This window comes from Aeromonas allosaccharophila (assembly GCF_016026615.1).
Lineage (GTDB): Bacteria > Pseudomonadota > Gammaproteobacteria > Enterobacterales > Aeromonadaceae > Aeromonas > Aeromonas allosaccharophila.
In genome coordinates this window covers 135,516-161,256 of sequence record NZ_CP065745.1, presented here as the reverse complement: position 1 = coordinate 161,256, position 25,741 = coordinate 135,516, and the positions used below count along the sequence as shown (strand labels likewise).

The 25,741-nt window shown below is 60.6% G+C and carries 19 protein-coding genes; 12 read left to right on the top strand and 7 right to left on the bottom strand.

Features of this window, described 5'->3' with window-relative positions; genetic code table 11:
* Positions 1-206 precede the first annotated feature (206 nt).
* Complete coding sequence (locus I6G90_RS00690) at positions 207-1,355, top strand: Na/Pi cotransporter family protein (protein WP_139405865.1); 1,149 nt, start codon at positions 207-209, stop codon at positions 1,353-1,355.
* 174 nt (positions 1,356-1,529) lie between these two features.
* Positions 1,530-2,000, top strand: a complete 471-nt coding sequence (locus I6G90_RS00685; RefSeq protein WP_005338245.1) for an FKBP-type peptidyl-prolyl cis-trans isomerase — start codon at positions 1,530-1,532, stop codon at positions 1,998-2,000.
* Positions 2,001-2,280: 280 nt separating this feature from the next.
* On the opposite strand, the gene rdgC is transcribed toward I6G90_RS00685, so the two are convergent.
* The gene (gene rdgC / locus I6G90_RS00680; protein ID WP_058054337.1) at positions 2,281-3,192 is read right to left on the bottom strand and encodes a recombination-associated protein RdgC; all 912 of its coding nucleotides are present in this window, start codon (positions 3,190-3,192) and stop codon (positions 2,281-2,283) included.
* A gap of 179 nt (positions 3,193-3,371) precedes the next feature.
* Here rdgC and I6G90_RS00675 point away from each other — a divergent pair, with 179 nt between their 5' ends.
* The 3 genes from I6G90_RS00675 (at position 3,372) to I6G90_RS00665 (ending at position 8,880) form a co-directional block, all read left to right on the top strand.
* On the top strand, positions 3,372-3,800 hold the full coding sequence (locus I6G90_RS00675; protein WP_042061919.1) for a GNAT family N-acetyltransferase: 429 nt from the start codon (positions 3,372-3,374) through the stop codon (positions 3,798-3,800).
* A 104-nt stretch (positions 3,801-3,904) separates the two neighbouring features.
* Positions 3,905-5,131 carry an exonuclease SbcCD subunit D C-terminal domain-containing protein gene (locus I6G90_RS00670; protein WP_197929254.1) on the top strand — a complete coding sequence of 409 codons (1,227 nt, stop codon included), beginning with the start codon at positions 3,905-3,907 and terminating at the stop codon, positions 5,129-5,131.
* Positions 5,128-8,880, top strand: a complete 3,753-nt coding sequence (locus I6G90_RS00665) for an AAA family ATPase (protein WP_197929252.1) — start codon at positions 5,128-5,130, stop codon at positions 8,878-8,880. Before I6G90_RS00670 ends, I6G90_RS00665 begins: the two co-directional genes overlap by 4 nt.
* A gap of 92 nt (positions 8,881-8,972) precedes the next feature.
* Here the strand turns inward: I6G90_RS00665 and I6G90_RS00660 are convergent, their stop codons facing one another.
* Together I6G90_RS00660 and I6G90_RS00655 are read right to left on the bottom strand one after the other, a co-directional pair.
* On the bottom strand, positions 8,973-9,737 hold the full coding sequence (locus I6G90_RS00660; protein ID WP_197929250.1) for a DODA-type extradiol aromatic ring-opening family dioxygenase: 765 nt from the start codon (positions 9,735-9,737) through the stop codon (positions 8,973-8,975).
* Between the two features lie 187 nt (positions 9,738-9,924).
* Complete coding sequence (locus tag I6G90_RS00655; protein WP_197929248.1) at positions 9,925-10,167, bottom strand: hypothetical protein; 243 nt, start codon at positions 10,165-10,167, stop codon at positions 9,925-9,927.
* Between the two features lie 308 nt (positions 10,168-10,475).
* Here I6G90_RS00655 and pykF point away from each other — a divergent pair, with 308 nt between their 5' ends.
* The 3 genes from pykF (at position 10,476) to I6G90_RS00640 (ending at position 16,565) form a co-directional block, all read left to right on the top strand.
* The gene (pykF, locus tag I6G90_RS00650) at positions 10,476-11,888 is read left to right on the top strand and encodes a pyruvate kinase PykF (protein WP_031227651.1); all 1,413 of its coding nucleotides are present in this window, start codon (positions 10,476-10,478) and stop codon (positions 11,886-11,888) included.
* 150 nt (positions 11,889-12,038) lie between these two features.
* Positions 12,039-15,368: a mechanosensitive channel MscK gene (mscK, locus tag I6G90_RS00645; protein WP_197929246.1), complete on the top strand. Its 3,330-nt coding sequence runs from the start codon at positions 12,039-12,041 to the stop codon at positions 15,366-15,368.
* 264 nt (positions 15,369-15,632) lie between these two features.
* Positions 15,633-16,565, top strand: a complete 933-nt coding sequence (locus I6G90_RS00640) for a GGDEF domain-containing protein (RefSeq protein ID WP_197929244.1) — start codon at positions 15,633-15,635, stop codon at positions 16,563-16,565.
* Positions 16,566-16,664: 99 nt separating this feature from the next.
* On the opposite strand, the gene crr is transcribed toward I6G90_RS00640, so the two are convergent.
* The 4 genes from crr to cysK form a co-directional block, all read right to left on the bottom strand.
* On the bottom strand, positions 16,665-17,174 hold the full coding sequence (crr, locus tag I6G90_RS00635) for a PTS glucose transporter subunit IIA (RefSeq protein ID WP_042061931.1): 510 nt from the start codon (positions 17,172-17,174) through the stop codon (positions 16,665-16,667).
* A 42-nt stretch (positions 17,175-17,216) separates the two neighbouring features.
* Positions 17,217-18,944, bottom strand: a complete 1,728-nt coding sequence (gene ptsI / locus I6G90_RS00630) for a phosphoenolpyruvate-protein phosphotransferase PtsI (protein WP_042061933.1) — start codon at positions 18,942-18,944, stop codon at positions 17,217-17,219.
* Positions 18,945-18,988: 44 nt separating this feature from the next.
* The gene (locus I6G90_RS00625) at positions 18,989-19,246 is read right to left on the bottom strand and encodes an HPr family phosphocarrier protein (RefSeq protein WP_005338266.1); all 258 of its coding nucleotides are present in this window, start codon (positions 19,244-19,246) and stop codon (positions 18,989-18,991) included.
* A 440-nt stretch (positions 19,247-19,686) separates the two neighbouring features.
* Entirely contained in the window at positions 19,687-20,655 is a 969-nt protein-coding gene (gene cysK, locus I6G90_RS00620; RefSeq protein ID WP_159158426.1) for a cysteine synthase A, read from the bottom strand.
* A gap of 159 nt (positions 20,656-20,814) precedes the next feature.
* On the opposite strand from cysK, the gene I6G90_RS00615 reads away from it, so the two are divergent.
* From I6G90_RS00615 to I6G90_RS00600, 4 genes are read left to right on the top strand one after another with little or no spacing between them, the layout of a single operon-like run.
* The gene (locus I6G90_RS00615) at positions 20,815-21,657 is read left to right on the top strand and encodes an AAA family ATPase (protein ID WP_197929242.1); all 843 of its coding nucleotides are present in this window, start codon (positions 20,815-20,817) and stop codon (positions 21,655-21,657) included.
* A gap of 3 nt (positions 21,658-21,660) precedes the next feature.
* Positions 21,661-22,824, top strand: a complete 1,164-nt coding sequence (locus I6G90_RS00610) for a vWA domain-containing protein (RefSeq protein WP_197929240.1) — start codon at positions 21,661-21,663, stop codon at positions 22,822-22,824.
* Between the two features lie 54 nt (positions 22,825-22,878).
* On the top strand, positions 22,879-24,000 hold the full coding sequence (locus tag I6G90_RS00605; protein ID WP_197929238.1) for a beta-ketoacyl-ACP synthase III: 1,122 nt from the start codon (positions 22,879-22,881) through the stop codon (positions 23,998-24,000).
* Between the two features lie 49 nt (positions 24,001-24,049).
* Positions 24,050-25,495 (top strand): HD domain-containing phosphohydrolase, encoded by a 1,446-nt coding sequence (locus I6G90_RS00600; protein ID WP_197929236.1) that lies wholly within the window; start codon positions 24,050-24,052, stop codon positions 25,493-25,495.
* Positions 25,496-25,741 lie beyond the last annotated feature (246 nt).

Sequence of the window (25,741 nt, the reverse complement as noted above, 5' to 3'; positions counted from 1 at the left end):
CCCCCTTTTCACAGCGCAACTCGCTGCCTCACTCGATAAAGCGTGCAAGGCAGGCTTATCAACGCAGCTCACTCACCAGCGTGATGCCATCGCCATGTCACAAAACCATCATAAAAACGTCACCTTGTCATATTTCTGTCATTAACCACTGATTAAATGCCCCCGTCATCAACAACCCAAGACGGTCCCCCGTCTCAAGAGGCTTTATGCAACACCATCACTCCTTGTCACAGCCGCCCGCGACCCGCGCCCTGTTCAACTGGATGAGTGTCATCGTACTGGTCTACCTGATCCTGGTCGCCGTGGGCGCCATCTCCCACGGCTTCAAAGATTTCTCCGGCGGCGCCGAGGGCGCAGCCCGGATCTTCGCCTTTGCCAACAACCCCTTTGTCGCCCTGCTGCTCGGTATTCTGGCCACCGCGCTGGTGCAATCCTCCAGCACCGTCACCTCGGTGATCGTCGGTCTGGTGGCGGGTGGCCTGCCCATCGGCATGGCCATCCCCATGGTGATGGGGGCCAACCTCGGCACCACCATCACCAACACCATCGTCTCCATGGGTCATATCCGTGACAGATCCGAGTTCCGCCGCGCCTTCGCCGCCGCCACCGTGCACGACTTCTTCAACCTGCTGGCGGTGTTTATCTTCCTGCCGCTGGAGCTGATGTTCGGCCTGCTGCAACACAGCGCCGAGTGGCTGGCCAACCTGCTGGTGGGCTCCGCCGACATGTCGATGAAGGGCATGGATTTCATGAAGCCGCTGACCGCACCGGCCCAGCAGCTGATCGACAGCGCTGTGGCCTTCCTGCCGGGCAAGGGTGCCGCCATCGCCACCATCGTCATCGGTATCCTGCTGATCCTCGCCTGCGTCACTTATCTTGGCAAAGTGCTGCAACAGGTACTGGTTGGCCGCGCCAAAGAGCTGCTGCACAAGGCGCTGGGCCGTGGCCCGCTGACCGGCATCACCTCGGGCGCGCTGGTGACCATCATGGTGCAGTCCTCCTCCACCACCACCAGCCTGATGATCCCGCTGGCCGGTGGTGGCGTATTCAGCACCCGTCAGCTCTACCCCTTCACCCTGGGGGCAAATATCGGCACCACCATTACCGCCCTGCTGGCTGCCACCGCCATCAGCGGAGCCGGTGCCCAGCTGGCCATGACCATTGCGCTGGTCCACGTGCTGTTCAACGTCTTCGCCGTGGTGCTCATCTATGGCATCCCCTTGCTGCGTGACCTGCCGGTGCGCGCCGCCGAGGGGCTGGCCCGGGTCGGCAGCGAGAACAAGCTGCTGGCACTGGGTTATGTGGCGGGTCTCTTCTTCGCTCTGCCCGCCCTGATGATGGTGGCCGCCAAGTAAGCGCCGCCGCCATGACAAGGGGCGAGTCACCGACTCGCCCCTTTTTGCACCTGCGTCACCGAGCTTTGCCTGCCCGCTCACATCCTCCAGTCCTGTGGCTCGCCATCAGGAGCGGTGCGCGATAAGATGGCGCCCTCATTGCACTTTTTACATTTCATGGAACAGGAAAAACCGATGAAATTCATACTGATCGCGCTGCTCATCGCCGGTGTGGCCTACTACTTCTACTCCAGCAGCAACAACAAAAAGCTGGCGGCCGACAACGTGCGGATTGGCGCCGAGTTCCTCGCCAGCAACAAGGACAAACCGCTGGTGACCACCACCGCCTCCGGCCTGCAGTACGAAGTGCTGACCCCGGGCACCGGCACCGTTCACCCCACCGCCACCAGCAAGGTGAAGGTGCACTACGAGGGCAAGCTGCTGGACGGTACCGTCTTTGACAGCTCGGTCGCCCGTGGCGAGCCCATCGAGTTTGGTCTCAATCAGGTGATCGCAGGCTGGACCGAAGGGGTACAGCTGATGGTGGAAGGTGAGAAGACCCGTTTCTACATCCCCGCCAACCTCGCCTACGGCGACCGTGCCGCGGGCAAAATCCCGCCGGGATCTGTGCTGATCTTCGACGTAGAGTTGTTGGGTATCCAGTAACCGCGCAGAACGCCCCTGTGGCAATGTCCCACTAAGCCTTCGTGCTGATTTTTGCTGTGGAGCTGCCGGGCATTCAGTAACAGCGCGTGGCTCATTTCAAAACAGCCTGACTAAACCTGAGAGGGCCGACAAATCACTTGTCGGCCCTCTCTTTTTGCAGCCCTCCTTGCCCTCATCCCGCTCTGCATAACAGTCCCCCGCCCACCTGTTGCCCACAAAAAAACCGCCCGAAGGCGGTTTTTACGATGGGATGGCAGAGGCCAAACAGGCGCAAGTCCGGTTAGATGGACTGCTCCTCGCCACCCAGGGCGGCAAACAGCGCCGGGATAAACTGGGCCAGCTCGGAGGTGACCAGTGCGAAGTCGGCATCCAGACGGGCGGCCGGATCTTCGCTGGTGACGTCGTCGTTCTGCTCGCGCAGCTCTTCGCTGAACTTCAGCCGCTTGATGGAGAGATCATCCCCCAGCACGAAGCTGACGGTCTCGCCCCAGTTGAGGGCCAGCTTGGTCACCAGCTTGTCGTTGGCCAGATGGTTCTTGATTTCATCCGTCATCAGATCCTGCTGCTTGCAGCGGATAATGCCGCCGTGCTCCATGGCACTGCGCAGCTCGGCTTCGTCTTCCAGAGTGAAGGAGGCCGGCAGATTGCCCTCGTTCAGCCACTCGGTCATGGTGATCTCGGGCGGGTTCTTGAGAGCCACCGGCACCACCGGCAGGGAGCCGATGGATTTGCGCAACAGCGCCAGCAGATCGTCCGCCTTCTTGGCAGAACCTGCGTCCACCACCATTAAATTGTCGGCCGGATTGATCCAGGCGAAGGTCTGGCTGGTACGACTAAAGGCACGGGGCAGCAGGGTGTGGAGGATCTCCTCTTTCAGCGCTTCTTTCTCTTTCTTCTTGAGGGCGCGTCCCTGTTCGAACTCGATCGCCTCTACCTTCTCGGCCAGCATCTCCTTGACCACGCTACCGGGCAGCATCTTCTCCTCTTTGCGGGCGCAGATGAGGATGTGGCCGGAGGCAGAGTGGGTCAGGGTTGAGCCGAATTTGCCAAGGGGCTTGACCCACCCGAAACGGGAGATGTCCTGACTGCCGCAAGGGGTGAAGGCACAGGCTTCCAGCTGGGTTTCCAGCTGATCCACGGTCAGGTCAAAGGGGCGGGTAAAGCGATAAATCTGCAGGTTTTTAAACCACATGGCGTCCTCGGTCTCTAGATTGTCCGGCGGGCATTGTACTAGAGAGGCGCTTTGTGATCAGCCAATCATTCTCGCTAAATAAAGGGCGATCGACCTCACAGGGTCTCATTTATAACACCTGAGCCCTTGCCAAGTTCCCCTAGACTGCGAGAGTGCCAGTTGTTAACAAGGATGAAATTATGTTACGGCCAAGTCGCCCGGAAGACATGGAAGAGGTCGTTGAAATCTGGCTGCTGGCCTCCCTGCAGGCCCACGATTTCGTCGATGCCTCCTGCTGGTGGCAGGCCCAGGAGGATCTGCGTACCCGCTATCTCGATCGCGCCGCCATCTGGGTGTTCGAGGAGCGCGGCGATCTGCTCGGCTTTATGGCGCTGGTAGACAACTATCTCGCCGCCCTCTTTGTGCGCCCCGACCGTCAGGGCCGCGGCGTTGGCCACGCCCTGCTGCAGGAGGCGAAGCGTCAGGGGGCGTCGCTCCACGCCCGGGTCTTTGTCGAGAACGATCAGGCGGTGCGTTTCTATCGCCGCCACGGTTTTGTCATCGAGGCCGAGGAGTCCGATCCCCTTACCGGCCACCCCCAATACCGGATGTGCTGCGAACCGGCCTGAATCCAAAGCCAGCCCCCTGTTTTACTTGAAAAAAGCACGGGGCATCCTCATCTTGTCTCCATCGGGTGCCGCAGGCACCATCCCTGCAACCGGGCTGCTTTCCAATGAAAATCCTCCATACCGCCGACTGGCACCTTGGCCATCAACTTCATGGCCATGACCGCCGTTTTGAACACGATGCCTTCCTCGACTGGCTGAGCGACACCCTCAAGGCGCGCGAGATCGACGCCCTGCTGGTGGCGGGCGATCTGTTTGATACCGCCAATCCGCCCGCCAGCGCCTGGCAACAGCTCTACCGTTTTCTGGCGCGGCTGCGCGCCGAGATGCCCCACCTCAACATGGTGCTGATCGGCGGCAACCACGACTCCCCTTCCAAGCTGGATGCCCCCCACGAACTGCTGCGGGCCTTCGATCTGCATCTGGTGGGCAGCATCAGCCGCGACAGTGAAGGCAAGCTCGAAACCGACCGCCTGCTGGTACCGCTGCAAGACCGGGAGGGCAACATTGCCGCCTGGTGTGCCGCCGTGCCGTTCCTGCGCAGCAGCGACTTGCGGGTGGAGCCGTTGGCAGAGGGGCAGGACAGGCTGATCGAAGGGGTTCGGCAAGTCTACGCAGAAGTGTTGGCCGAGGGGCGCGACCGCTGCGGGGCGGATCTGCCGCTAATCGCCATGGGCCACGCCTATCTGGCGGCAGGCCAGCTCTCGGAGCTGTCGGAGCGGCGGGTGCTTGGCGGCAACCAGCACGCCCTGCCTGCCGATCTCTTCGCCGCGGCTGATTACACGGCGCTCGGTCACCTCCATCTGGCCCAGAGTCCGGCCGACGGGGTGCACTACAGCGGCTCACCGCTGCCGCTTTCGCTGGCCGAGGCCAACTACAACCATCAGGTGCTGGAAGTGACCTTTGCGGGGGGCAAACTGGCCGGGCTGGAGCGGATCCCGGTGCCGCGCGCGGTGGAGATGATCCGCCTGCCCCAGAGCAGCCTCGACGATGCATTGAAAGCTATCGCATCACTCGAGCTGCCTGCTTGTCCACAAGAGGCACAACCTTTCCTCGAAGTGCGGCTGCTGCTGCCCAAGCCCGAGGCCCGCATCCGCGAGCGGATTCTCGCCGCCATCGCCGACAAACCGGTGCGTCTGGCCCGCATCAGCACCCAGTATCAGGGCTCGGGCGAAGGGCTGGCCGATGGTCGCGAGCGGCGCAGGCTCGATGAGCTATCCCCCACCGAGGTGTTTCGCCTCTGCTATCAGCGCCAGTTTGAAGGGGAGCCCGAAGCACAACTGGTCGCCTCGTTTGAAGAGATCCTGGAGCAGGTGAAGGAGTCTAACCAATGAAAATCTTGTCTCTGTCAGGTGAGAATCTGGCCAGTCTGACCGGCCCCTTCACCATCGACTTTACCAGGGGAGCGCTCGGCGCCGCCGGCCTGTTTGCAATCACCGGCAACACCGGCGCAGGCAAGAGCACCCTGCTAGATGCCATTTGTCTCGCCCTCTACGACGAGATGCCGCGCTTTATCGCCAATCGTAAGAACGTGGCCGAAGTGGGCCGCATGGATGACGAAGAGAAGCTCAAGGCCAACGACGTGCGCGGCATCCTCAGTCGCGGCCACGCCAGCGGCTTTGCCGAGGTGCAGTTTCGCGGCTGCGATGGCCGCATCTGGCTGGCCCGCTGGGCGGTGCGCCGGGCGCGCAACCGCTCCGAGGGGCGTTTTCAGGCGCAAGAGCGCACCCTGACCGATGTCGAGTCGGGGCAGGTCTTCTCCGGCAGCAAGCGGGAGCTGCAGGATCGCATCGACGAGCTGGTGGGCCTCTCCTGGGAGCAGTTCCGCCGCGCGGTGATCCTGCCGCAGGGGGAATTTGCCGCCTTTCTCAAATCGGATGCCAACGAGCGCTCCGCCCTGCTAGAACGGATGACCGGCACCGAGCTCTACTCCGCCATCTCCATCCAGACCTATGAGCGGGCGCGGGAAGAGCAGCAGAAGCTGGCCACCATTGCCCAGCGCCTCGGCGACGTGGCGCTGATGGACGAAGCGACCCGCGAACAGTGGGTGAGCCAGCAGATAAGCCTCTCCACCACCCTCAAGCACGAGCAGCAACAGCAGCAGCTGATGCAGGACTTGCGCGACCTCAACAGCCGCATTGCCGCCCAGCTGCAGGGCTGCGCCGAGGGACAGGCGGCGCTCGATGCCGCCCTGCAGGCTCACGGCGCCGCGGCCCCCGAGCGCGAGGAGTTTGCCCGTGCCGAACAGGCCCAGGTGGCCCGTGCCGATCACGACGAGCTGGCCCGCCTCATCCTTGAAGTGCAGCAGCAGGAGAAGGTGATCGCCGAGCTGGGGCCAGAGCTGGCCAAGCTCGAGGAGCAGACCCAGCAGAGCGCCCTCACCGAACAGCAACTGCTGGCGGAGAAGATCGCCGCCGAGCGGGAATGGGGTGCCCTGCAACCCGAACTCAAGCGGGCGCAGGAGCTCGATACCCGCATCCGGGAAAAAGTGCAGCAGTTGCAGAAGATCCAGCAGGAGGGAGCGCAGGAGCGGGAAGTCCAGCTCACCCTCGAGCAGGGCTGGCGCGAGCAGAGCCGACAGGTAGAGCTGCTCAAGCAGCAGCACCAGCAGTGGGGCCTTTGGCTCGAAGAGCACAAGGAGCTGGCACCGGTTGCCCGCCAGTGGCAGCCGCTGCTCACCGCCATGCAGGATTGGGCCGACGATGCCGACAAGCTGCAACAGCTGCTCACCCTGCGGGATCACAAGCTGCGCGCCCTGCAACAGTTGCAGCGCCAGCTGGAGCAAGGCCAGCAGGAGCGCGACTACTGGCAACAGGAGCAGGCGCGGCTACAACAGCAACAAAATGAGTTGCAGGAGCAGCAGTGGGAGAGCCGCCTCGCCAAGGCGCAGGAGCAATGGCAACAGCAGACCGAGCAACTGAGTCAACTGCGCCAGCTGCTGGAGCTGGCCGACTATGGCCGCAACCACGGCGAGCAGCATGGCCGCCTGCAGCAGGAGATTGCCCAGCTGGAGCAGGCGCTGAGCAAGCTGGCCACCCTCGGCGAAGAGCTGGCCCCCGCCCGCGAGCGGCTCGCCCTGCAGCGGGATGAGGCGCGCCACGCGCTGGAGCAGTCCCGCGCCATCGCCAGCTTCGAGCAGTATCGCCATATTCTGAGCGATGGTGAACCTTGCCCGCTGTGCGGTGCCGAGGAGCATCCCTACAGCCAGAGCCAGCCGCAGGTGGCGGGCATTCTCGGTCAACTGGCGGAGCGTGCCCGCAGTCTGGAGCTCGAATGGGAGCGACTCAACCATCAATACATTCAGTGCGAGAGCGAGCGTCAGGAGCTGGCCCGTCAGCTGGCAGTGCGTCAGCAACATCTGCCGGAGCTGGAAGCGCGCGCCGAGCAGCTGACCCAGCGCTGGCAACAGCTGGGGGGCGATACCCTGCTCGGCCATCCACTGCCACTGCGCCAGAGCCCCATTGAGTGGAACGAGCTGATGAGCACCCTGCTCGGTCGTGGCCAGGCGCTGGAGCTGGGATTGGCCCACAGCCAGCAGCAGCTGCGTCAGGCCCAGCTCGGTCAGCAACAGTTGCAAGGGGTGCGTCAGCAACTGAGCCAGCTGGCGGCCCAACACCAGCAGTTTGACCAGCAGTGGCAGGAGGCCGACCGCCAGCGCATCGCGCTGGAAGGAGAGGTAAAGGGGATGGGCGAGCAGGAAGCGACCCTGCGCCAGCGCCTCGAACAGGGTGCCCAGCGCCTCGACGAACAGATGGGCGGCCAACCGTGGCGCCAGTGGCTCGGCAGCCAGCAGTGGCACGAATGGCAACGGGCCTGCGAAGCCTGGCTGCACGGCCAGAGTGAGTGGGAGCGGCTGGCCAGCGAGATCGCCAGCCTGACCCCGGCCCTGAGCGCACAAGAGGCGCGCCTGCAGACCCAGCGCGAGCTGCTGCACAAGCTGGAGCGCGACTATAAGGAGCACGAGCAGCAGCGGCAGGGGCTGCTCACCAGCCGCGCCGCCTGTCTGAATGGCGAGGAGATCCCGCTGGTCGAGAACCGCTGGCAACAGCGACTGCAACAACTCGCCAGCGAACTGGAGGCGATGCAACAGAGCGCCCGCTCCCTGCGCGAGCGGCAGACCGAGCTCAAGACCCGCCTCAGCCATGTGGAGCAGGAGAAGCAGGTGAGCAGCCGCCGCAAACGGGAGGTGCTGGGGCGCTGGGCTGCCCACGCCAGTACCCTCGGCATCGCCGAATATGACCTGCGCCGCCTGCTCGCCATCAGCCCCGATGAACTCAAGGCGCGCCGTGCAGCTCTGCAAGGGCTGGAGGATGCGGTTGGCGAGGCGCGAACCCGCCTTGCCGAGCGGCAGCGGGCGCTGGCGCTGGAGGAGAGCAAGCGGGAGCGCTATCGCGAGCATCACCCCGAGCTGGCCGCCCTGCCGCAGGAGGAGCTGCTGCTGCGGCTCACGGCGCTGGAAACCCACTGCCGCGAGCTCGACGAGCAACTGTTCGAGTGCAAGAGCACGCTGGCGCAAGCCGAAGCGGCCGCCCTCAAGGCGGGCAGCCTGCAACAGGAGCTGACCGCCCAGCAGGCGGTGGCCGATCACTGGCAGCAGCTGTGCGATCTGATCGGGCAAGCCAACGGCGCCAAGTTCCGCACCTTTGCCCAGAGCCTCACCCTCGAGCGCCTGCTGCTGGAGGCCAACGCCCAGCTCGCCGAGCTCTCGCCGCGTTATCGGCTGGAGCGGGTACCTGGCACCGATCTGGCGCTGCAGGTGGTGGATCTCGACATGGGGGACGAGGTGCGCTCGGTGGACTCCCTCTCCGGCGGCGAGAGTTTTCTGGTGTCGCTGGCGCTGGCACTGGCCCTCTCCAGCCTCTCGTCACGGCAGACCCAGGTCGAATCGCTCTTTATCGACGAAGGGTTCGGCACCCTGGATCCGGACAGCCTGGATCTGGCGCTCGCCAGCCTCGACTCCCTGCAGGCCGCCGGCCGCCAGATCGGGGTCATCTCCCACGTCCAGACCCTGGTTGAGCGGATTGGCGTGCAGATCAGGGTCGAAGCCCTCGGCGGCGGCGAGAGCCGGGTGCTGGTCCCCTGAGTTCCATCGGGTCAATCACCAGCACCATTGGCTCAATCACCACGCCGTAAACGACAAGACCCCGCCAATTGGCGGGTCTTGCTGAGAGGCTATCAGCCGAAGCGGTAGGCGCCCATATAGAGGCTGCCGCCATCCCAGCTTTCGTGCAGCCGGGTCGGTGCCACACCATCGGCCGCCCCCAGCGCCACAAAGAGCGGGCGCAGGTGATCGTCGTGGGGATGGGACTCCACCGCTCCGGGAGCCAGCCGACGATAGTCGAGTAGCGCCAGCCGATCCTCGTTGGCCATCTTCTGCTCCAGCCAGTCGACAAACTGGCTGGCCCACTCAGGTACTGGCGAGCCTTCCGGTGCCAGCGCCCGCAGGTTGTGGGTGATGGCGCCGGAGGCGAGGATGCCAATCCCCTGACTGCGCAGCGCCCCCAGCACCTCCCCCAGCTGCCACAACTGGGCAGGGGTGAAGCTCGCGGGGATGGAGATCTGCACCAGCGGGAGCTCGCTCTCGGGGTCGATCAGGGAGAGCGGCGACCAGACCCCGTGATCCAGCTCGCGCCGCACCGGGGTGGCGGTCAGTCCCGCCAGCGCCAGCTGGTCGCTCACCCCTTGCTGCAGCCACTCGGGGCTGATGGCAGGCCAACGCATCCGGTAGAGGGGTTCGGGAAAGCCGTAAAAGTCATACATCAGCGCCGGTTTTGGCTCGACGTTGATCTGCAGCTCGCGGCTGAACCAGTGGGCGGAGATGACCACCAGCCCCTTGAGCGCACCCAGACGCAGGGTTCGCAGAAAGCGGGTGGCGGGTTGCTCACGCAGCACCAGATCCGGTGCGCCGTGAGAGATAAACCAGACGGGGGCGAGGGACATAAAGCGGACTCCAACAAAGTATCAGGGGGCGATACCGGAGGGGATATCGCTGTTGGAATCGATTATCACCCCACGATTTCAGGTGAACAATCCAGCAAGATAGATAAGCACTATCAACCGATGGTTGATAATTTCACTCCTTCACTCCTTCACTCCTTCCTTCACGACCGAGAAGCGGCAATAGATATCAAGGCTGCGGCGCATCCGGCAGCGATCGGGGAGCGCGAAGCGCCATCCGGGTCGCTGCACTGTGATCCTGCCACTCTCGCCACGCCAATCCCTCGGCGGCCGCCTCCCCTTTTACCGGGTGGAAAATGAGTGCGAGCAGACCAGCGTTGTCAGGCCAGTCGCGGGCTGGCAGCGCCTGAACCAGGAGCAGAGTGATGCCCAGCAAGAGCAGTGTCCATCCGGTTTCATGGCTGTTTTTCATCCCGACCGCCTTCACCCGTGCGCCAATGAACTAACATTTTTGCGCAAGACGGTGACAAGACGGTGACAGCGGGCGGGTGGTCATTTTACAACATCTGAACCTCAACCCGGCCAAACAACCACAGATGGCAACATTTGTATCCCTTCAGCCCTAACCTGTGGCCGTATGCTCTAAAATGTGACTCACAGGAAAACGTTATCCCTGAAAAGAAAACGTTATCTGGTCAAAACGTTGTTTCTGGATCATAAAAAGATTCCAAAAACTGGTGTATATTGCTCGGCGGAAATTCCTTAACCATGAAGATTGACATGAAAAAGACCAAAATTGTCTGCACCATCGGTCCGAAGACCGAATCCAAAGAAATGCTGGCCAAAATGCTGGACGCCGGCATGAACGTCATGCGCCTGAACTTCTCCCACGGTGACTACGCCGAACACGGCAGCCGCATCAGCAACCTGCGCGCTGTGATGGCCGAGACCGGCAAGCACGCAGCTATCCTGCTGGACACCAAGGGTCCGGAAATCCGTACCATGAAGCTGGAAGGCGGCAACGATGTCGCGCTGGTCGCTGGCCAGACTTTCACCTTCACCACCGACCAGACCGTGGTTGGCAACAAAGACAAAGTGGCTGTGACCTATGCCGGTTTCGCCAACGACCTGCGCGTCGGCAACCGCATCCTGGTTGATGACGGCCTGATCGGTCTGGACGTTATCGAAATCACCGAGCGCGAAGTTATCTGTAAAGTGCTGAACAACGGTGACCTGGGCGAGAACAAAGGCGTTAACCTGCCGGGCGTCTCCATCAAGCTGCCGGCCCTGGCCGAGAAAGACAAGCGCGACCTGATCTTCGGTTGCGAGCAAGGCGTTGATTTCGTTGCTGCTTCTTTCATCCGTAAGAAAGAAGACGTTCTGGAAATCCGTGAGCACCTGAAAGCCCACGGTGGCGAGAACATCCAGATCATCTCCAAGATCGAAAACCAGGAAGGTCTGGACAACTTCGACGAGATCCTGGCTGTTTCCGACGGCATCATGGTTGCTCGTGGCGACATGGGCGTAGAAATCCCGGTTGAAGAAGTTATCTTCGCCCAGAAGATGATCATCGCCAAGTGCAACAAAGCCCGCAAAGTGGTTATCACTGCCACCCAGATGCTGGACTCCATGATCAAGAACCCGCGTCCGACCCGCGCCGAAGCTGGCGACGTGGCCAACGCCATCCTGGACGGTACCGACGCAGTCATGCTGTCCGGTGAATCCGCCAAGGGTAAGTACCCGCTGGAAGCCGTGACCATCATGGCCACCATCTGCGAGCGTACCGATGCCGTGATGCCGTCCAACCTGTCTGCTGCCAACGACAGCAACAAGCTGCGCATCACCGAAGCCGTATGTAAAGGCGCCGTAGAGACCTCCGAGAAGCTGGACGCCCCGCTGATCGTGGTCGCTACCGAAGGCGGCAAATCTGCCAAGGCCATTCGCAAGTACTTCCCGAAAGCCTGGATCCTGGCTATCACCACCAACAAGAAGACTGCTGCCCAGCTGGTACTGACCAAGGGTGTGGTTGCTCACGTGGTTGACAGCATCGCCTCTACCGACGATTTCTATCGCATCGGTAAAGAAGCCGCGCTGGAAATCGGCATGGGTCTGAAAGGTGACGTGGTTGTCATGGTCTCCGGTGCTCTGGTACCGAGCGGCACCACCAACACCGCTTCTGTTCACGTTCTTTAATCAGAGCTGAACAACATGAAAACGGCGCCTGCGGGCGCCGTTTTTTTTATCCCTCCCCCCTGCTTACCTGACAAGCCCGGTGTTAGAATCCACGCGAATTTAATCTATGCGGGAAATCTCCCGAATATCGCGTAATAACCCGGAAGTTATATGCCCTCAATACGTTTTAAAAGAGTCTCGGCCACCCTGTTGCCGCTGCTCTGTTTAATCGCCAGCCTCTGCGTCCCGCAAGCCATGGCGCAAGATGCCCCCTCTCGCAATTCCGTTCAGCGAGCACTGGATGGTCTGGGTAAATCAGAGACCCTGACCGTCAGTCAGCAAGCGGATCAGAAGTTGCTGACCGAGACCCTTGCCTTGCTCGACAGCATCGACAAGGAAGAGGCGAAGGCCAAGACCCAGGCACAGCGGATCCGCAACCTGCCCACCGAACTCAAAGAGATCAGCGCCAGGCTCGATGCCCTGACCAAGGGCAAGAGTGTCGAGCAGATCAAGAGCGAATACGCCAGCATGAGTCTGGCGGAGCTCGACAGCCGTCAGCCGGAAGTGCTGGCCAACATGCAGGAGGCCCAGGAGGCCCTCGGCACCATCGGCAGCCAGCTCACCAGCCTGCAGACACTGCCGGAGCGGGCTCAGGCCAGAATGAGCCATGCCTATCAGCGCAGTCAGGAGATCCGCAGCCGTCTCAACGCCGGTGAAAGCGTCTCCAGCGCCGAGAAGATGAAGCTCAATGCCGAGCTGGCGCTGATCGATCTGCAACTGGCCCAGTTGCAAAAGGATCTGGATAACCGTACCAGCATGCAGGATCTGGCGGTCAAGCAGCGCGACTATCAGAGTGCCCGTCTCGCCATCGAAGAGCAGAAACTGCAGTTGCTGCAGGAGCAGAGCAGCGCCAAGCGTCTCGGCGACACCGAAAAGACCGCCGAGCAGACCGGTGAGCTGGTGGCGACCGAAGACAGCCCGCTGGTGCAAAAAGAGCAGGAACTCAACCACCAGCTCAGCCAGCAACTCATCACCGCCACCACCAGCCTCAACTCGCTGGTACAAAAAAACCTGCAAGCCAAGAGCTGGCTGGAGCGCGGTACCCAGACCGAGCGCAACCTGAACGAACAGGTGCAGATGCTCAAGGGCAACCTGCTGCTGTCACGCATCCTCTATCAGCTCTACCAGCAGCTGGAAGCGGCACCCTCTATCGCCGTCAAGAATCTGGAAGAGCAGATCGCCGACCTCCACCTGGCCCAGTTCGAACTGAGCCAGCAACGTGACCAGCTGTTCCAGAAGAACCTCTATCTGGACAACCTGATCGCCGGCAGCAAGGAGCCGGTCAGCGAAGAGGACAAGGCCAACCTTGCCAAGCTGCTCGACACCCGCATCAATCTGCTCGATCAGCTCAACCGCCAGCTCGACAGCCAGCTCACCAACGCCATCAGCCTGCAGCTGACCCAGCAGCAGCTGGCGCGGATCTACAAGTCCATCGAATTTACCCTGCAACAACATATCTTCTGGGTAAGCAGCAACAAGCCCATCGACAGCAAGTGGTTTATCAGCTGGCCCGCCCAGGCCTACAAACAGGCCTCCGACTGGGTACTGAAACCGGACTGGAAACGCTGGCGCGAAGAGTTGCTGGGGATCTCCCTGCTCGCCTTCCCGCTGCTGCTGATCGGCGGCCTGCTGGTCTGGAAGCGCCCGACACTGGTTGAACGACAGAAGAAGATTGCCAAGGACCTTGGCCGTTTCCGTCAGGACAACCAATGGCACACCCCTGTCGCGCTCTTCTACACCGTGCTGCACCGCCTGCCGGGCAGCCTGTTCATTCTGGCTGGCGGCTTGCTGCTCACCTATTGTGGTCTGCTCAGCCCCAAGCTGATGTTCCAGATCACCCTGAACCTCGCCCTCGGTTACCTGGTATTCAGCGTCTACCTCGCGGTCATGCGTCCGGGTGGCATCGCCGAAACCCACTTCCGCATTCCGAAAGCGGAGCTGCAAGCCAAACGATCCAGCATGCGCTACCTCTGGTTGCCACTGCTGCCGCTTATCATGCTCGCAACCAAAGCAGTGGTTGAACCCTCCACCCTGGGCAATGACGTGATCGGTCAGGCCATGACCCTGCTCCTGTTGGGACTGGCCGCCTATCTGGTGTTCCCCATCTCCCGCGCCCGCATCAAGGGCGAGGTGAGCATACAGAAGTCGCTGATTGCCATCGCCCTGGCGCTGGCACCGGTGGCACTGATCGTGCTGGCGATGCTCGGTTACTACTACACCGCGCTGAAGCTGACCGGTCGCCTGATAGAATCCTTCTACCTCATCATCATCTGGAGCCTGGTCTACCGCACCGCCCTGCGTGGTCTGGAGCTGGCCGCCCGTCGTCTGGCCTACCGCCGCGCGGTGGCCAAGCGCGAGCACAAGTCTTCGGAAGATGCGGAAGGTGGCGAGTCCGTCGAAGAGCAACCCATGGATCTGGAGGATGTCAGCCAGCAATCCCTGCGTCTGACCCGTACCGTGCTGCTGCTGATCTTCGGTGTCGCCTTCTACTGGCTCTGGTCCGATCTGGTCGCGGTATTCTCCTACCTCGACAGCATGGTGCTGTGGCACCGCAGTGAAGGGACCGGCGCCAACGCCGTACTGTTCCCCATCAGCCTGAGTGACGTGCTGATCGGCTTCCTGTTGCTCGGCGGCGCCTGGTCACTGGCGCGCAACCTGCCCGGTTTGCTGGAAGTGCTGATACTCTCCAAGCTCAATCTGGCCCAGGGTACCGCCTACGCCATCACCACCATGCTCAACTACGTGCTGATCGGCTTCGGCTCCCTCACCGCCCTCTCCATGATGGGCGTACAGTGGGACAAGCTGCAGTGGGTAGCGGGTGGTCTGTCGGTCGGTATCGGTTTCGGTATGAAGGAGATCCTCTCCAACTTCGTCTCCGGCATCATCATCCTGTTCGAGCGTCCGGTGCGGATCGGTGACACCGTCACCATCGGATCCTTCTCCGGTACCGTCTCCAAAATCCGTATCCGCGCCACCACCCTGACCGACTTCGACCGCAAAGAGGTGATCATCCCCAACCAGCAGCTGATGACCGAACGGCTGATCAACTGGTCGCTGAGTGACACCGTCACCCGGGTGATCGTGCGGGTCGGCGTGGCGTACGGCTCGGATCTGGAGCTGACCCGCACCCTGCTCAAACAGGCGGCCGACGAAAACAGCCGGGTACTGAAAGACCCGGCCCCCATCGTCTACTTCCTCACCTTCGGCGCCAGCACTCTGGATCACGAGCTGCGCTTCTTCGTGAGCGAGCTCGGCGATCGCAACCCGGCAGTGGACGAGTTGAACCGCAAGATCGACCAGCTGTTCCGCGAGAACGGCATCGAGATCGCCTTCAACCAGATGGATGTCTACATCAAGAACATGCAAGGTGAAGAGCAGAAGGTGGAGTCCAACTCCGCCGCTCTGCCGCCACCCGCTGAAGATGGCAAGCAGCCAGCCTGATAGCGAACGGCACTGATCTGATGGCAACAGCCGCTCACCCTGGTGAGCGGCTTTTTTATATGACTCAGGTCAACGAGGCGGTGGGTGGGTAACAGGTCTGCGGGAAACGGATGACCAGAATGACTCGCATGGAGACCGTTATCATCGAGTAGCAAAGGATTGTTCATGACATCGCGTCAGCAGACACCATAAAGCGGTTTACCACCACACGGCTCTCACCTATGGTAAAGCATGCAAAAGATGCATCGAGGAGTCGCTTTTCCCATGAATGACCGAGAACTGCAACAGATCCTGTTTCGCTCCTTCGATGTGATCCCGCTGCCTATTCTGGTGTCAGAATCCATTGCCCGTCACGATGGCCGCTCGCCCGACATGATCCCGCAGCGGCGCCACCGCTTCCTGAACAAAGCCTTCCTTGAGCAGCTCGGCTACGACCTTGCCGAGCTGCCGGACATGGCCTCCTGGTTTCGACTCGCCTACCCGGATGAAGGGTATCGCCGCACTATCATCGACTCCTGGCACTCGCAGGTGGAACAGAGCTTGTCGCAAGGGCTGGAGGTCGCCGAGATGCCTGCGCTGATCCGCTGCAAGGGCGGCCAGTCACGCTGGTTTATCGTCACCGCCCAGCTGGGGGCCGATGCCATCCCGGATGGCCATATCGTCACCTTTCGCGATATCCACGACCTGCAGTGCATGGTGGAAGAGGTGAGCCGCCTCTCCTGCACCGATCCGCTCACCGAGCTGACCAACCGGCGCGGTGCCCAACAACAGCTGCAGACCCTCTGGTTGCAGGGCGAGCCCCTCTCGGTGGTACTGGGGGATATCGACCATTTCAAGCAGGTCAACGACCGCTACGGCCATCCTGCGGGCGATGCCGCGCTCTGCACCGTCGCCCACGCCATGGCGAGTCAGCTGTTGCCGGGTGAGAGTCTGGCCCGCTGGGGCGGGGAGGAATTTCTGCTGATCCTGCCGGGTTGCGACATTGAACAGGCGGCGCGGCGCGCCGAACAGCTGCGCCAGCATGTCAGTACCACCCGCGTGCCGTGGCAGGGGGATCAGCTCTCCCTCACCATCAGCCTGGGATGTGCCAGCATGAAGGGGCAAGAGGGCATCGACTACCTGCTGATGATGGCCGATCGGGCCCTTTATCAGGCCAAGGAACAGGGCCGAAACCGGGTTGTCATCTCGGCACAATAGCCTGGTGACCAGAAGGGGAAGCCGACACGCGACCATAAAAAAACCGAAGCACCAGGCTTCGGTTTTTTACTGCAGCAACTGGCGTGAGCCAGCCGGGCATTACTTCTTGATACGGATAACCGGGGTCTCGCCCACAGTCACGGCACCAGTCATTTTGATCAGCTCTTTGATCTCGTCCATGTTGGAGATGACAACCGGAGTCAGGGTAGACTTGGCTTTCGCTTCCAGAACGGCCAGATCGAACTCGATGATGGTGTCGCCACGCTTGACCTGTTGGCCTTCCTGAGCGATACGGGTGAAGCCTTCGCCTTTCAGTTCAACGGTGTCGATACCGAAGTGAACGAACAGCTCGATACCGGAGTCGGATTCCAGAGAGAACGCGTGGTTGGTCTCGAAAATCTTGCCGATGGTACCATCGCACGGCGCAACCATCTTGTTGCCAGCCGGCTTGATAGCGATACCGTCGCCAACAATCTTCTCGGCGAAGACAACGTCAGGCACATCTTCGATCGGCACGATTTCGCCAGACAGCGGAGCAAAGATTTCGATGCCGCCGGTGTCAGAGCTATCGTCGGAAACCAGTTTCTTCAGTTTGTCGAACAGACCCATATAAAGCTCCTAGAGATGATTTGTCGCTGTTTGCAGCCGATCTTAGCAGACTGCCTTCTGCTTAATAAAGTTATCTACGCATGCTTCGATTTCAGCGGCGGTAGCAAAGCTCAGTGCTTGATCAGCCATGGCCTTCACATCTTCGAAGTTGGTGTTGCGGATAAGCTTCTTGATACGCGGTACAGAGATGGCGCTCATTGAGAACTCATCCAGACCCATACCCAGCAGCAGCAGGGTGGCGCGCTCGTCACCAGCCAGTTCACCACACATACCGGTCCACTTGCCTTCGGCGTGGGACGCATCGATAACCATCTTGATCAGCGTCAGGACGGAGGGTGACAGCGGGTTGTACATGGCGGAGATCATCTCGTTACCACGATCGACAGCCAGGGTGTACTGGGTCAGGTCGTTGGTACCGATACTGAAGAAATCCACTTCCTTGGCCAGATGATGAGCCATCACGGCAGCGGCCGGGGTCTCGATCATGATACCCACTTCGATGGATTCATCAAAGGCTTTGCCTTCGGCACGCAGTTCGGCTTTCAGCGTCTCTACGGTAGCTTTCAGGCTACGGAACTCTTCGACAGAGATGATCATCGGGAACATGATGCGCAGTTTGCCGAAGGCAGACGCACGCAGAATGGCCCGCAGCTGAGCGTGCATGATGTCTTCGCGGTCGAAGAAAATACGCACGGCACGCCAGCCCAGGAAGGGGTTCATCTCTTTCGGGAAATTCATGTACGGCAGCTCTTTGTCGCCGCCAATGTCCATGGTACGCACGATGATCGGCTGATCCGGCATCGCTTCGGCCACTTCTTTGTAGGCTTTGAACTGCTCGTCTTCGGTCGGCAGCGCGTCACGGTCCATGAACAGGAACTCGGTACGGTACAGACCCACGCCTTCGGCGCCATTGCGGATGGCACCTTCGGTATCCTTGACGGTACCGATGTTGGCGCACACTTCGACCTGATGACCATCCAGAGTGATGGCAGGCAGGTCTTTCAGCTTGGCCAGCTCATCTTTCTCGGCCTGGAACTGAGCCTGGAACTTCTTGGCTTCGGTCAGCTGTTCAGCGGTCGGATTGATGATGATCTGGTTGTTGATCGCATCCAGCACCAGCATGTCACCGTTCTTGACGCGCTCGGTGATGTCGTTGGTACCCACGATGGCCGGCAGCTCCAGAGAGCGGGCCATGATGGAGGTGTGAGAGGTACGGCCACCGATATCGGTAACGAAACCCAGCACATATTTCAGGTTGATCTGAGCGGTTTCAGACGGGGTCAGGTCTTTGGCGACCAGGATGACCTCTTCGTCGATGGTGCTCAGGTTGACAACGGCGATGCCCAGTACGTTCTTGACCAGACGGGTACCGATGTCACGGAAGTCGGTTGCGCGCTCGCGCAGATAAGGGTCATCCAGTTCGGCCATCATCTTGGCGTACTGTTCGATCACCTCATAGATGGCTTTGTCAGCGGAAGCCTTGTTCTCTTTGATGAAGGATCTGATATCCCCTTCCAGCTCCTCATCTTCGAGCAGCATGATGTGGCCTTCGAAGATGGCCTCTTTTTCCTCACCGAAGGTACGACCGGCCATCTCTTTGATGGCTTCCAGCTGAGCAGCTGACTTGGTACGAGCTTCGAGGAAACGGTTGATCTCGGCATCAATCTGCTCGGCGGGAATCTTGCCCTGATTGATAACGATTTCATCTTCTTTAAGAAGAAGCGCCTTGCCGAATGCGATACCGGGGGACGCAAGAATGCCAGATATCATAATCCTTCCTATTAAAACGACTGTGGGGGAGGAATAAAGCTGGATTACTCCAGCTCGTCCATCAGGGCAACCAGCTTCTCAACAGCTTGTTGAGCATCCGGGCCATCAGCCTGGATAGTCACGTTGGTACCCTTGGTCAGGCCCAGGGTCTGCAGCTTGAACAGGCTCTTGGCGCTGGCGGACTTGCCACCGGAGACCACAGTGATCTCGCTTTGGAATTCTTTGGCTTCTTTCACGAACTGAGCTGCCGGACGGGTGTGCAGGCCGTTTTCAGCAGTAATAACAACAGACTTCTCGTACATGGTTTCACCCCATATTATTGATATTTTTTGGTGGATTGGTCGTTTTTGAAGCGACCTGACCCACCGTGTCAGTATGGATATGTTGTAAAGTAACGAAAGCAGACCCGCAATGGTTTAATCCAGGTCAAGTTTCTGTGCAGTAATCGGCGCGCTGGTTGGCAATTTTCAGTTATTGGGCTACAAGCCGCATCAGGACTGGCCTGAAATTATTTTATAACGAAAAATAACACTTTGTTACTTTGTGATACCCAGCCAGCAAACACCGCGTGACGCCGCACAGGATATGAGATTTACAGCGGAATGTCTGCTTTTTTTCTCACTCCGGAACTTGTTATTTTACCCCAAAAAATAAGGATCAAGTGACACTAACAGGGGTTGAGTCTAGCCCATAAAGAAGCGGCGCTCCTGGGAGCGCCGCTGTTTTGAAAGATTCCGATCAGTTACTGCTGCAGTTCCTGCTCGCTGAACACCCCGGCAAACAGGGCGCTGGAGAGGTAACGCTCCGCCGCGCTCGGCAGGATGACCACAATGGTTTTACCCGCAAATTCCGGCAGATCGGCCAGACGGCTGGCAGCCACCACCGCAGCACCGGAGCTGATACCGGCCAGGATCCCCTCCTCCTCCATCAGACGGCGGGCCATTTCGATGGCTTCGTCACTGGTCACCTTCTCCACCCGATCGATGAGGGAGAGGTCGAGGTTGCCCGGGATAAAGCCGGCGCCGATCCCCTGGATCTTGTGGGGACCCGGTTTGATCTCTTCGCCAGCCAGCTTCTGGCTGATGACCGGCGACTCGGCCGGTTCGACCGCGACAGAGACCACGGCCTTGCCTTTAGTCTGCTTCAGATAACGGGAGACACCGGTAATGGTGCCGCCGGTGCCGACCCCGGCCACGAACACATCCACCTCACCGTCAGTGGCATCCCAGATCTCGGGGCCGGTGGTCTTTTCGTGGATCTCCGGGTTGGCCGGGTTTTCAAACTGTTGCAGCAACACATACTTGCCCGGCTCGGATTCGAGGATCTCGTTGGCCTTGGCAATGGCGCCCTTCATGCCGAGCGGCCCTTCGGTCAGCACCAGATTGGCGCCAAGCGCCTTGAGCAGCTTGCGGCGCTCCAGGCTCATTGTTGCGGGCATGGTCAGGGTAATGGGATAGCCGCGAGCTGCCGCGACAAAAGCCAGAGCAATACCCGTGTTGCCGCTGGTAGGCTCGATGATCTCCTTACCCTTGGTCAGGATGCCGCGCTTCTCGGCATCCCAGATCAGGTTGGCACCGATCCGGCACTTGACACTGAAGCTGGGGTTACGGCTCTCGATCTTGGCCAGCACGCGGCCTTTGGTAACACGGTTGAGACGAACCAGCGGGGTGTGACCGATAGTCTGGCTGTTGTCCTCAAAAATTTTGCTCATGGTGCTATCCCTGTGTTTGTTACGACGATGAAACAAGATTACCCTGTGGTTTCTGAATGAGAAGTGACTATTCGTTATAACCATATGGTATTACAACATATAGAGCTTATTCTCTCTGGCCCCTGACTCCGGGCGCCAATCGTCAAAGGAACCGACGTTATGGGATTTTCAGGAAGCAGCGATTATCTCGCCTCCGATGCATTGAGGATGGCGGTCAATGCCGCCATCACCCTCGAAAAACCGCTGCTGATCAAAGGGGAACCGGGCACCGGCAAGACGGTGCTGGCCGAAGCAGTCGCCGACCATCTCGGCACCGATCTCATTGCCTGGCATATCAAGTCCACCACCAAAGCCCAGCAGGGACTCTACGAATATGATGCTGTGGCCCGGCTGCGGGACTCCCAGCTCGGTGACCCCAGAGTGGCCGATATCAGCCACTACATTCGTCAGGGCAAACTGTGGCAGGCCTTCAGCGCCGAGCAGCGACCGGTGCTGCTGATCGACGAGATCGACAAGGCCGACATCGAATTCCCCAACGATCTGCTGCTGGAGCTGGATCGGATGGAGTTCGACGTCTACGAGACTGGCGAACGCATCAAGGCGCGCCAGCGACCGGTGGTCATCATCACCTCCAACAACGAAAAAGAGCTGCCGGACGCCTTCCTGCGCCGCTGTTTCTTCCACTACATCCGCTTCCCCGACAAGGCCGAGATGCAGGCCATCGTCAAACTCCACTACCCCGACCTCAAGGAGAGCCTGCTTGGCGAGGCGATGGAGCTCTTCTTCGAGCTGCGCGAGGTAGAGGGGCTGCGCAAGAAGCCCTCCACCTCGGAGCTGCTGGACTGGATCCGCCTGCTCTTGGCCGATGATATCGCCCCCGAAGCGATGCGCGCCCGCGAGCCGGGCAAGCTGGTGCCCGCGCTATACGGTGCTCTGCTCAAGACCGAGCAGGACCTGCATCTCTTCGAGAAGCTCGCCTTTCTGGCCCGGCGCGGCAGCTGACTCATGCTGATCGACTTTTTTACCCACCTGCGCCGCCACAAGCTCCCGTGCAGCCTGCGCGAGCTACTGGATTTGCACGCCGCGCTGGCCGCTCGGCTGGTCACCATCGATATGGACGAGTTCTACCAGCTCTCGCGCTGCCTGCTGGTGAAAGACGAGGCCCACTACGATCGCTTCGATCGCGCCTTCGCCGAGTACTACGAAGGACTGGACGCAATTCCCCTGCTGCCGGAGAGCCTGCCCGAGGAGTGGCTACGCAAGGAATTCGAACGGCTGCTGAGCCCAGAGGAGAAGGCATTGCTCAAATCCCTCGGCGGACTCGACAAGCTGCTGGAGACCCTCAACCAGCGATTAAGCGAGCAGAAAGAGCGCCACGCCGGTGGCAACAAGTGGGTAGGGACCGGTGGCAGCAGCCCGTTTGGCCACGGCGGTTTTCACCCCGAGGGCGTCCGCATGGGTGGAGAGGGGCAGCACGGCAAGGCGGCCAAGGTGTGGGAAGCCAGACTTTATCGCAACTTCAGCGACGACTCACCGCTCGGCCAGCGCGCCATCCAGCTCGCGCTGCGCAAACTCAGACGCTGGGTGCGCAAAGGTAATCCCGACGAGCTGGATCTCGACGACACCATAAAAAGTTCGGCCCGCCAGGGTTGGCTCGATGTGAAGCTGCGACCCGAGCGCCACAACGGGGTCAAGCTGCTGGTTTTTTTCGATGTGGGAGGCTCCATGGATGCCCACGTGGCCGAGGTGCAGCGCCTATTCTCTGCCCTGCGCCACGAGTTCAAGCATCTGGAGTACTTCTATTTTCACAACTGCCTCTACGACTTCGTCTGGAAGGATAACGAGCGCCGCGTTGAGGAACGATTCGATACCCTGCGGCTACTGCGCACCTACGGCAGCGACTATCGGGTGATCTTGGTGGGGGATGCCACCATGGGCCCCTATGAGATCACCTGGCCGGGCGGCAGTGTCGAGCAATGGAACGAGGAGTCGGGTCAGGTGTGGCTCACCCGCTTGCAGCAACACTTTCCCAAACTGGTGTGGATCAACCCCACCCCGCGGCGGGAGTGGCTCTGGCACCCTTCTATCAAGCTGATGAATGACGTGGTTGGCGGGCGGATGCATCCGCTGACTCTGGCGGGTCTCGCTGCGGCGATCGACCAGCTGTAACCCTCTCACCCCTATAAACCGACAAGCCGGGAATGCACCCGGCGAGGAGCAAAGATGACCTCTATCGTGATCAGTGGCTCAGGCCTCTATACCCCACCCTTTGCCGTCAGCAATGAAGCGCTGGTGGCCGCCTTCAACCAGTATGTGGATCTCTACAACGAGGAGAACGCCTCCGCCATCGACGCCGGCCAGCTCCCCGCCAAGCAGCATTCCAGCTGTGAGTTCATCGAGAAGGCCTCCGGCATCAAGAGCCGTTATCTGGTGAGCCGCGAAGGGGTGCTCAACCCCGACATCATGCAACCACTGCTGGCGGAGCGGCCCGATGAGATGCCCTCCATCATGGTGGAGATGGCAGTGGCCGCCGCCGAACAGGCGCTGATCGCCGCCGGTCGCGAGCCGGGGGAGATCGATCTGGTCATCGTCGCGGCGTCCAACATGCCGCGTCCCTATCCGGCGCTGGCCATCGAGCTGCAGCACTATCTGGGGGCGAGCGGCATGGCCTTTGACATGAACGTGGCCTGCTCGTCCGCCACCTTCGGCATCAAGACAGCCGCAGACATGCTGGCGGCAGGCACAGCCCGACTGGCGCTGGTGGTCAATCCGGAGATCTGCTCGGGGCACCTCAATTTTCGCGATCGGGATAGCCACTTTATCTTCGGCGACGCCTGCACCGCGGTGCTGCTGGAGCGGGAAGCCGATTGCAAGGTGGCCAGTCCGTGGCAACTGGTGGCCAGCAAGCTGGTGACCCAGTACTCCAACAACATCCGCAACAACTTCGGCTTTCTGAACCGGCTGAGCCCGCGTACCCGCTACAGCGACGACAAGCTGTTTCGCCAGCAGGGGCGCAAGGTGTTCAAGGAGGTGTTGCCGCTGGTGTGCGACCAGATAACCAACCAGCTCGATGAGCAGGGCTGGCCCGCCGAGAGCCTGAACCGGCTCTGGCTCCATCAGGCCAACCTCACCATGAACCAGTTCATCGGCCGCAAGCTGCTGGGCCACGATGCCAGCCAGCAGGAGGCGCCGGTCATTCTTGATAGCTATGGTAATACCAGCTCGGCGGGTTCCATCATCGCGTTTCATCTGTACAATCGCGACCTTCCTGCGGGGGCCCGCGGCGTACTTTGCTCATTTGGCGCTGGCTACTCCATCGGTAGCCTGCTGCTGCGGCGCCTGTAATGGCGGGCCTCCCGCCGACATAACAATAACCAGCAACATGGGTGGGAATATGCAGAAGATCACCGGGCGCAGCGCCCTGCACTACGGGGTAACCCTGTCACTATTTTGTCTCTATGGCTGGCAGGTTTGCCCGTTTCTCGAGAGTCTCACCCTGCCCCAGTTGCTGGGGCCAACCCTGGTGACGTTCGCCATCATGTTCGCCGTGCGCAACCGGCTGCTCTCAAGGCGGCCCCTGCCGCGCAACGAGCTGAACGGGTTCGGCCTGGAGGTCGGTTTCTACCTGCTGGGGGCGCTGCTGCTCTCGTGCTACAACGCCCTAGCCCACGACTTTCCGCTGGAGAGCCACCTCAAGGTGCTGCTGGGGATGACTACCCTTGGCTTTCTGGTGGCCGCCGATCTGACCCTGGAGCGGGGCTGGCATCGGGCCAGAGCGCGACAAGCCGAGCAGAGCCTGGCGCTGAGCCACCCGCTGGCCATGCCGCTGCCACGCAAGTTCACTCTCTTTACCCTGGCGACCCTCACCCTGCTGGGGGGCGTCTTCTTCTTGCTGTTCAACAAGGATCTGGAGTGGCTGGTGACGGTAGAGCGCAGCCTGCCGAGGGCCGATGCCCAGCACTACATCCTGTGGGAGATCGCCTTCGTGATGACGGTGACCTTCTGCTATCTCGCCCTCATCATCCACGGTTATGGTCGCAATCTCGGCCTCTCCCTGCGCCAGCAGACCCGCACCATGGCCAGAGTGCAGTGCGGTGACTTCGACGCCCGGGTGCCGGTCACCCGGGATGACGAGTTCGGCCTGATTGCCGCCAGCACCAATCAGATGATCGGCGAGCTGAAATCCCGCAGCGACGAGCTCAACCTGACCCGTGATGTGGCCATACTCGGCCTCGCCTCGCTAGCGGAGACCCGAGACAACGAGACCGGCGCCCATATCATCCGCACCCAGCACTACGTGAAGGCGCTGGCGCAATATCTCAGTCGCAACGACCGGGATCGCTACCCGCTCGATGACGCCACCATCGACCTGCTGTTCAAGTCGGCTCCCCTGCACGATGTCGGCAAGGTGGGCATTCCCGACGCCATCCTGCTCAAACCGGGCAAGCTGACCGACGAGGAGTTCGCCATCATGAAGCGCCACCCGCAGATAGGCGCCGATGCGCTGGCCAGTGCCGAGGCGCAGCTGGGCTCCAACTCCTTCCTGCGGCTGGCCCGGGAGATCTCCCTCACCCATCACGAGAAGTGGGATGGCAGCGGCTATCCGGCAGGGCTGGCGGCAGAGGATATTCCTCTCTCCGGGCGCTTGATGGCGGTGGCGGATGTCTACGATGCCCTCATCTCGAAGCGGGTCTACAAACCCGCCTTCAGCCATGAGGAAGCAAAGGAGATCATCGTGAAAGGGAGCGGCAGCCATTTTGATCCCGGCATCGTCGCTGCCTTTCTCGCCTGCGAGACGCAGTTCAGGGAGATTGCCGCGCAGTTTCAGGATCACCACTGAGCAGGCGCATCCCGACCCGTTGCCGTGATCGCTGACAGGGCACACGTGTCATGAAATGCGCACAAGCGGCATGTGTCACGCCGGGCCGATATTGATATTTCCCTTTATTTACAGATGTTTTTTGTCATTTTGTGATCCGGGTTCGTACCGATGACGCAACCGGGATCACAAGATGGCAGGAAAAGGCCGCAATTTGCCCTCCTGCGCCAATGATGGCTTCCAATGAAAGCGAGGTTTGCTATCATC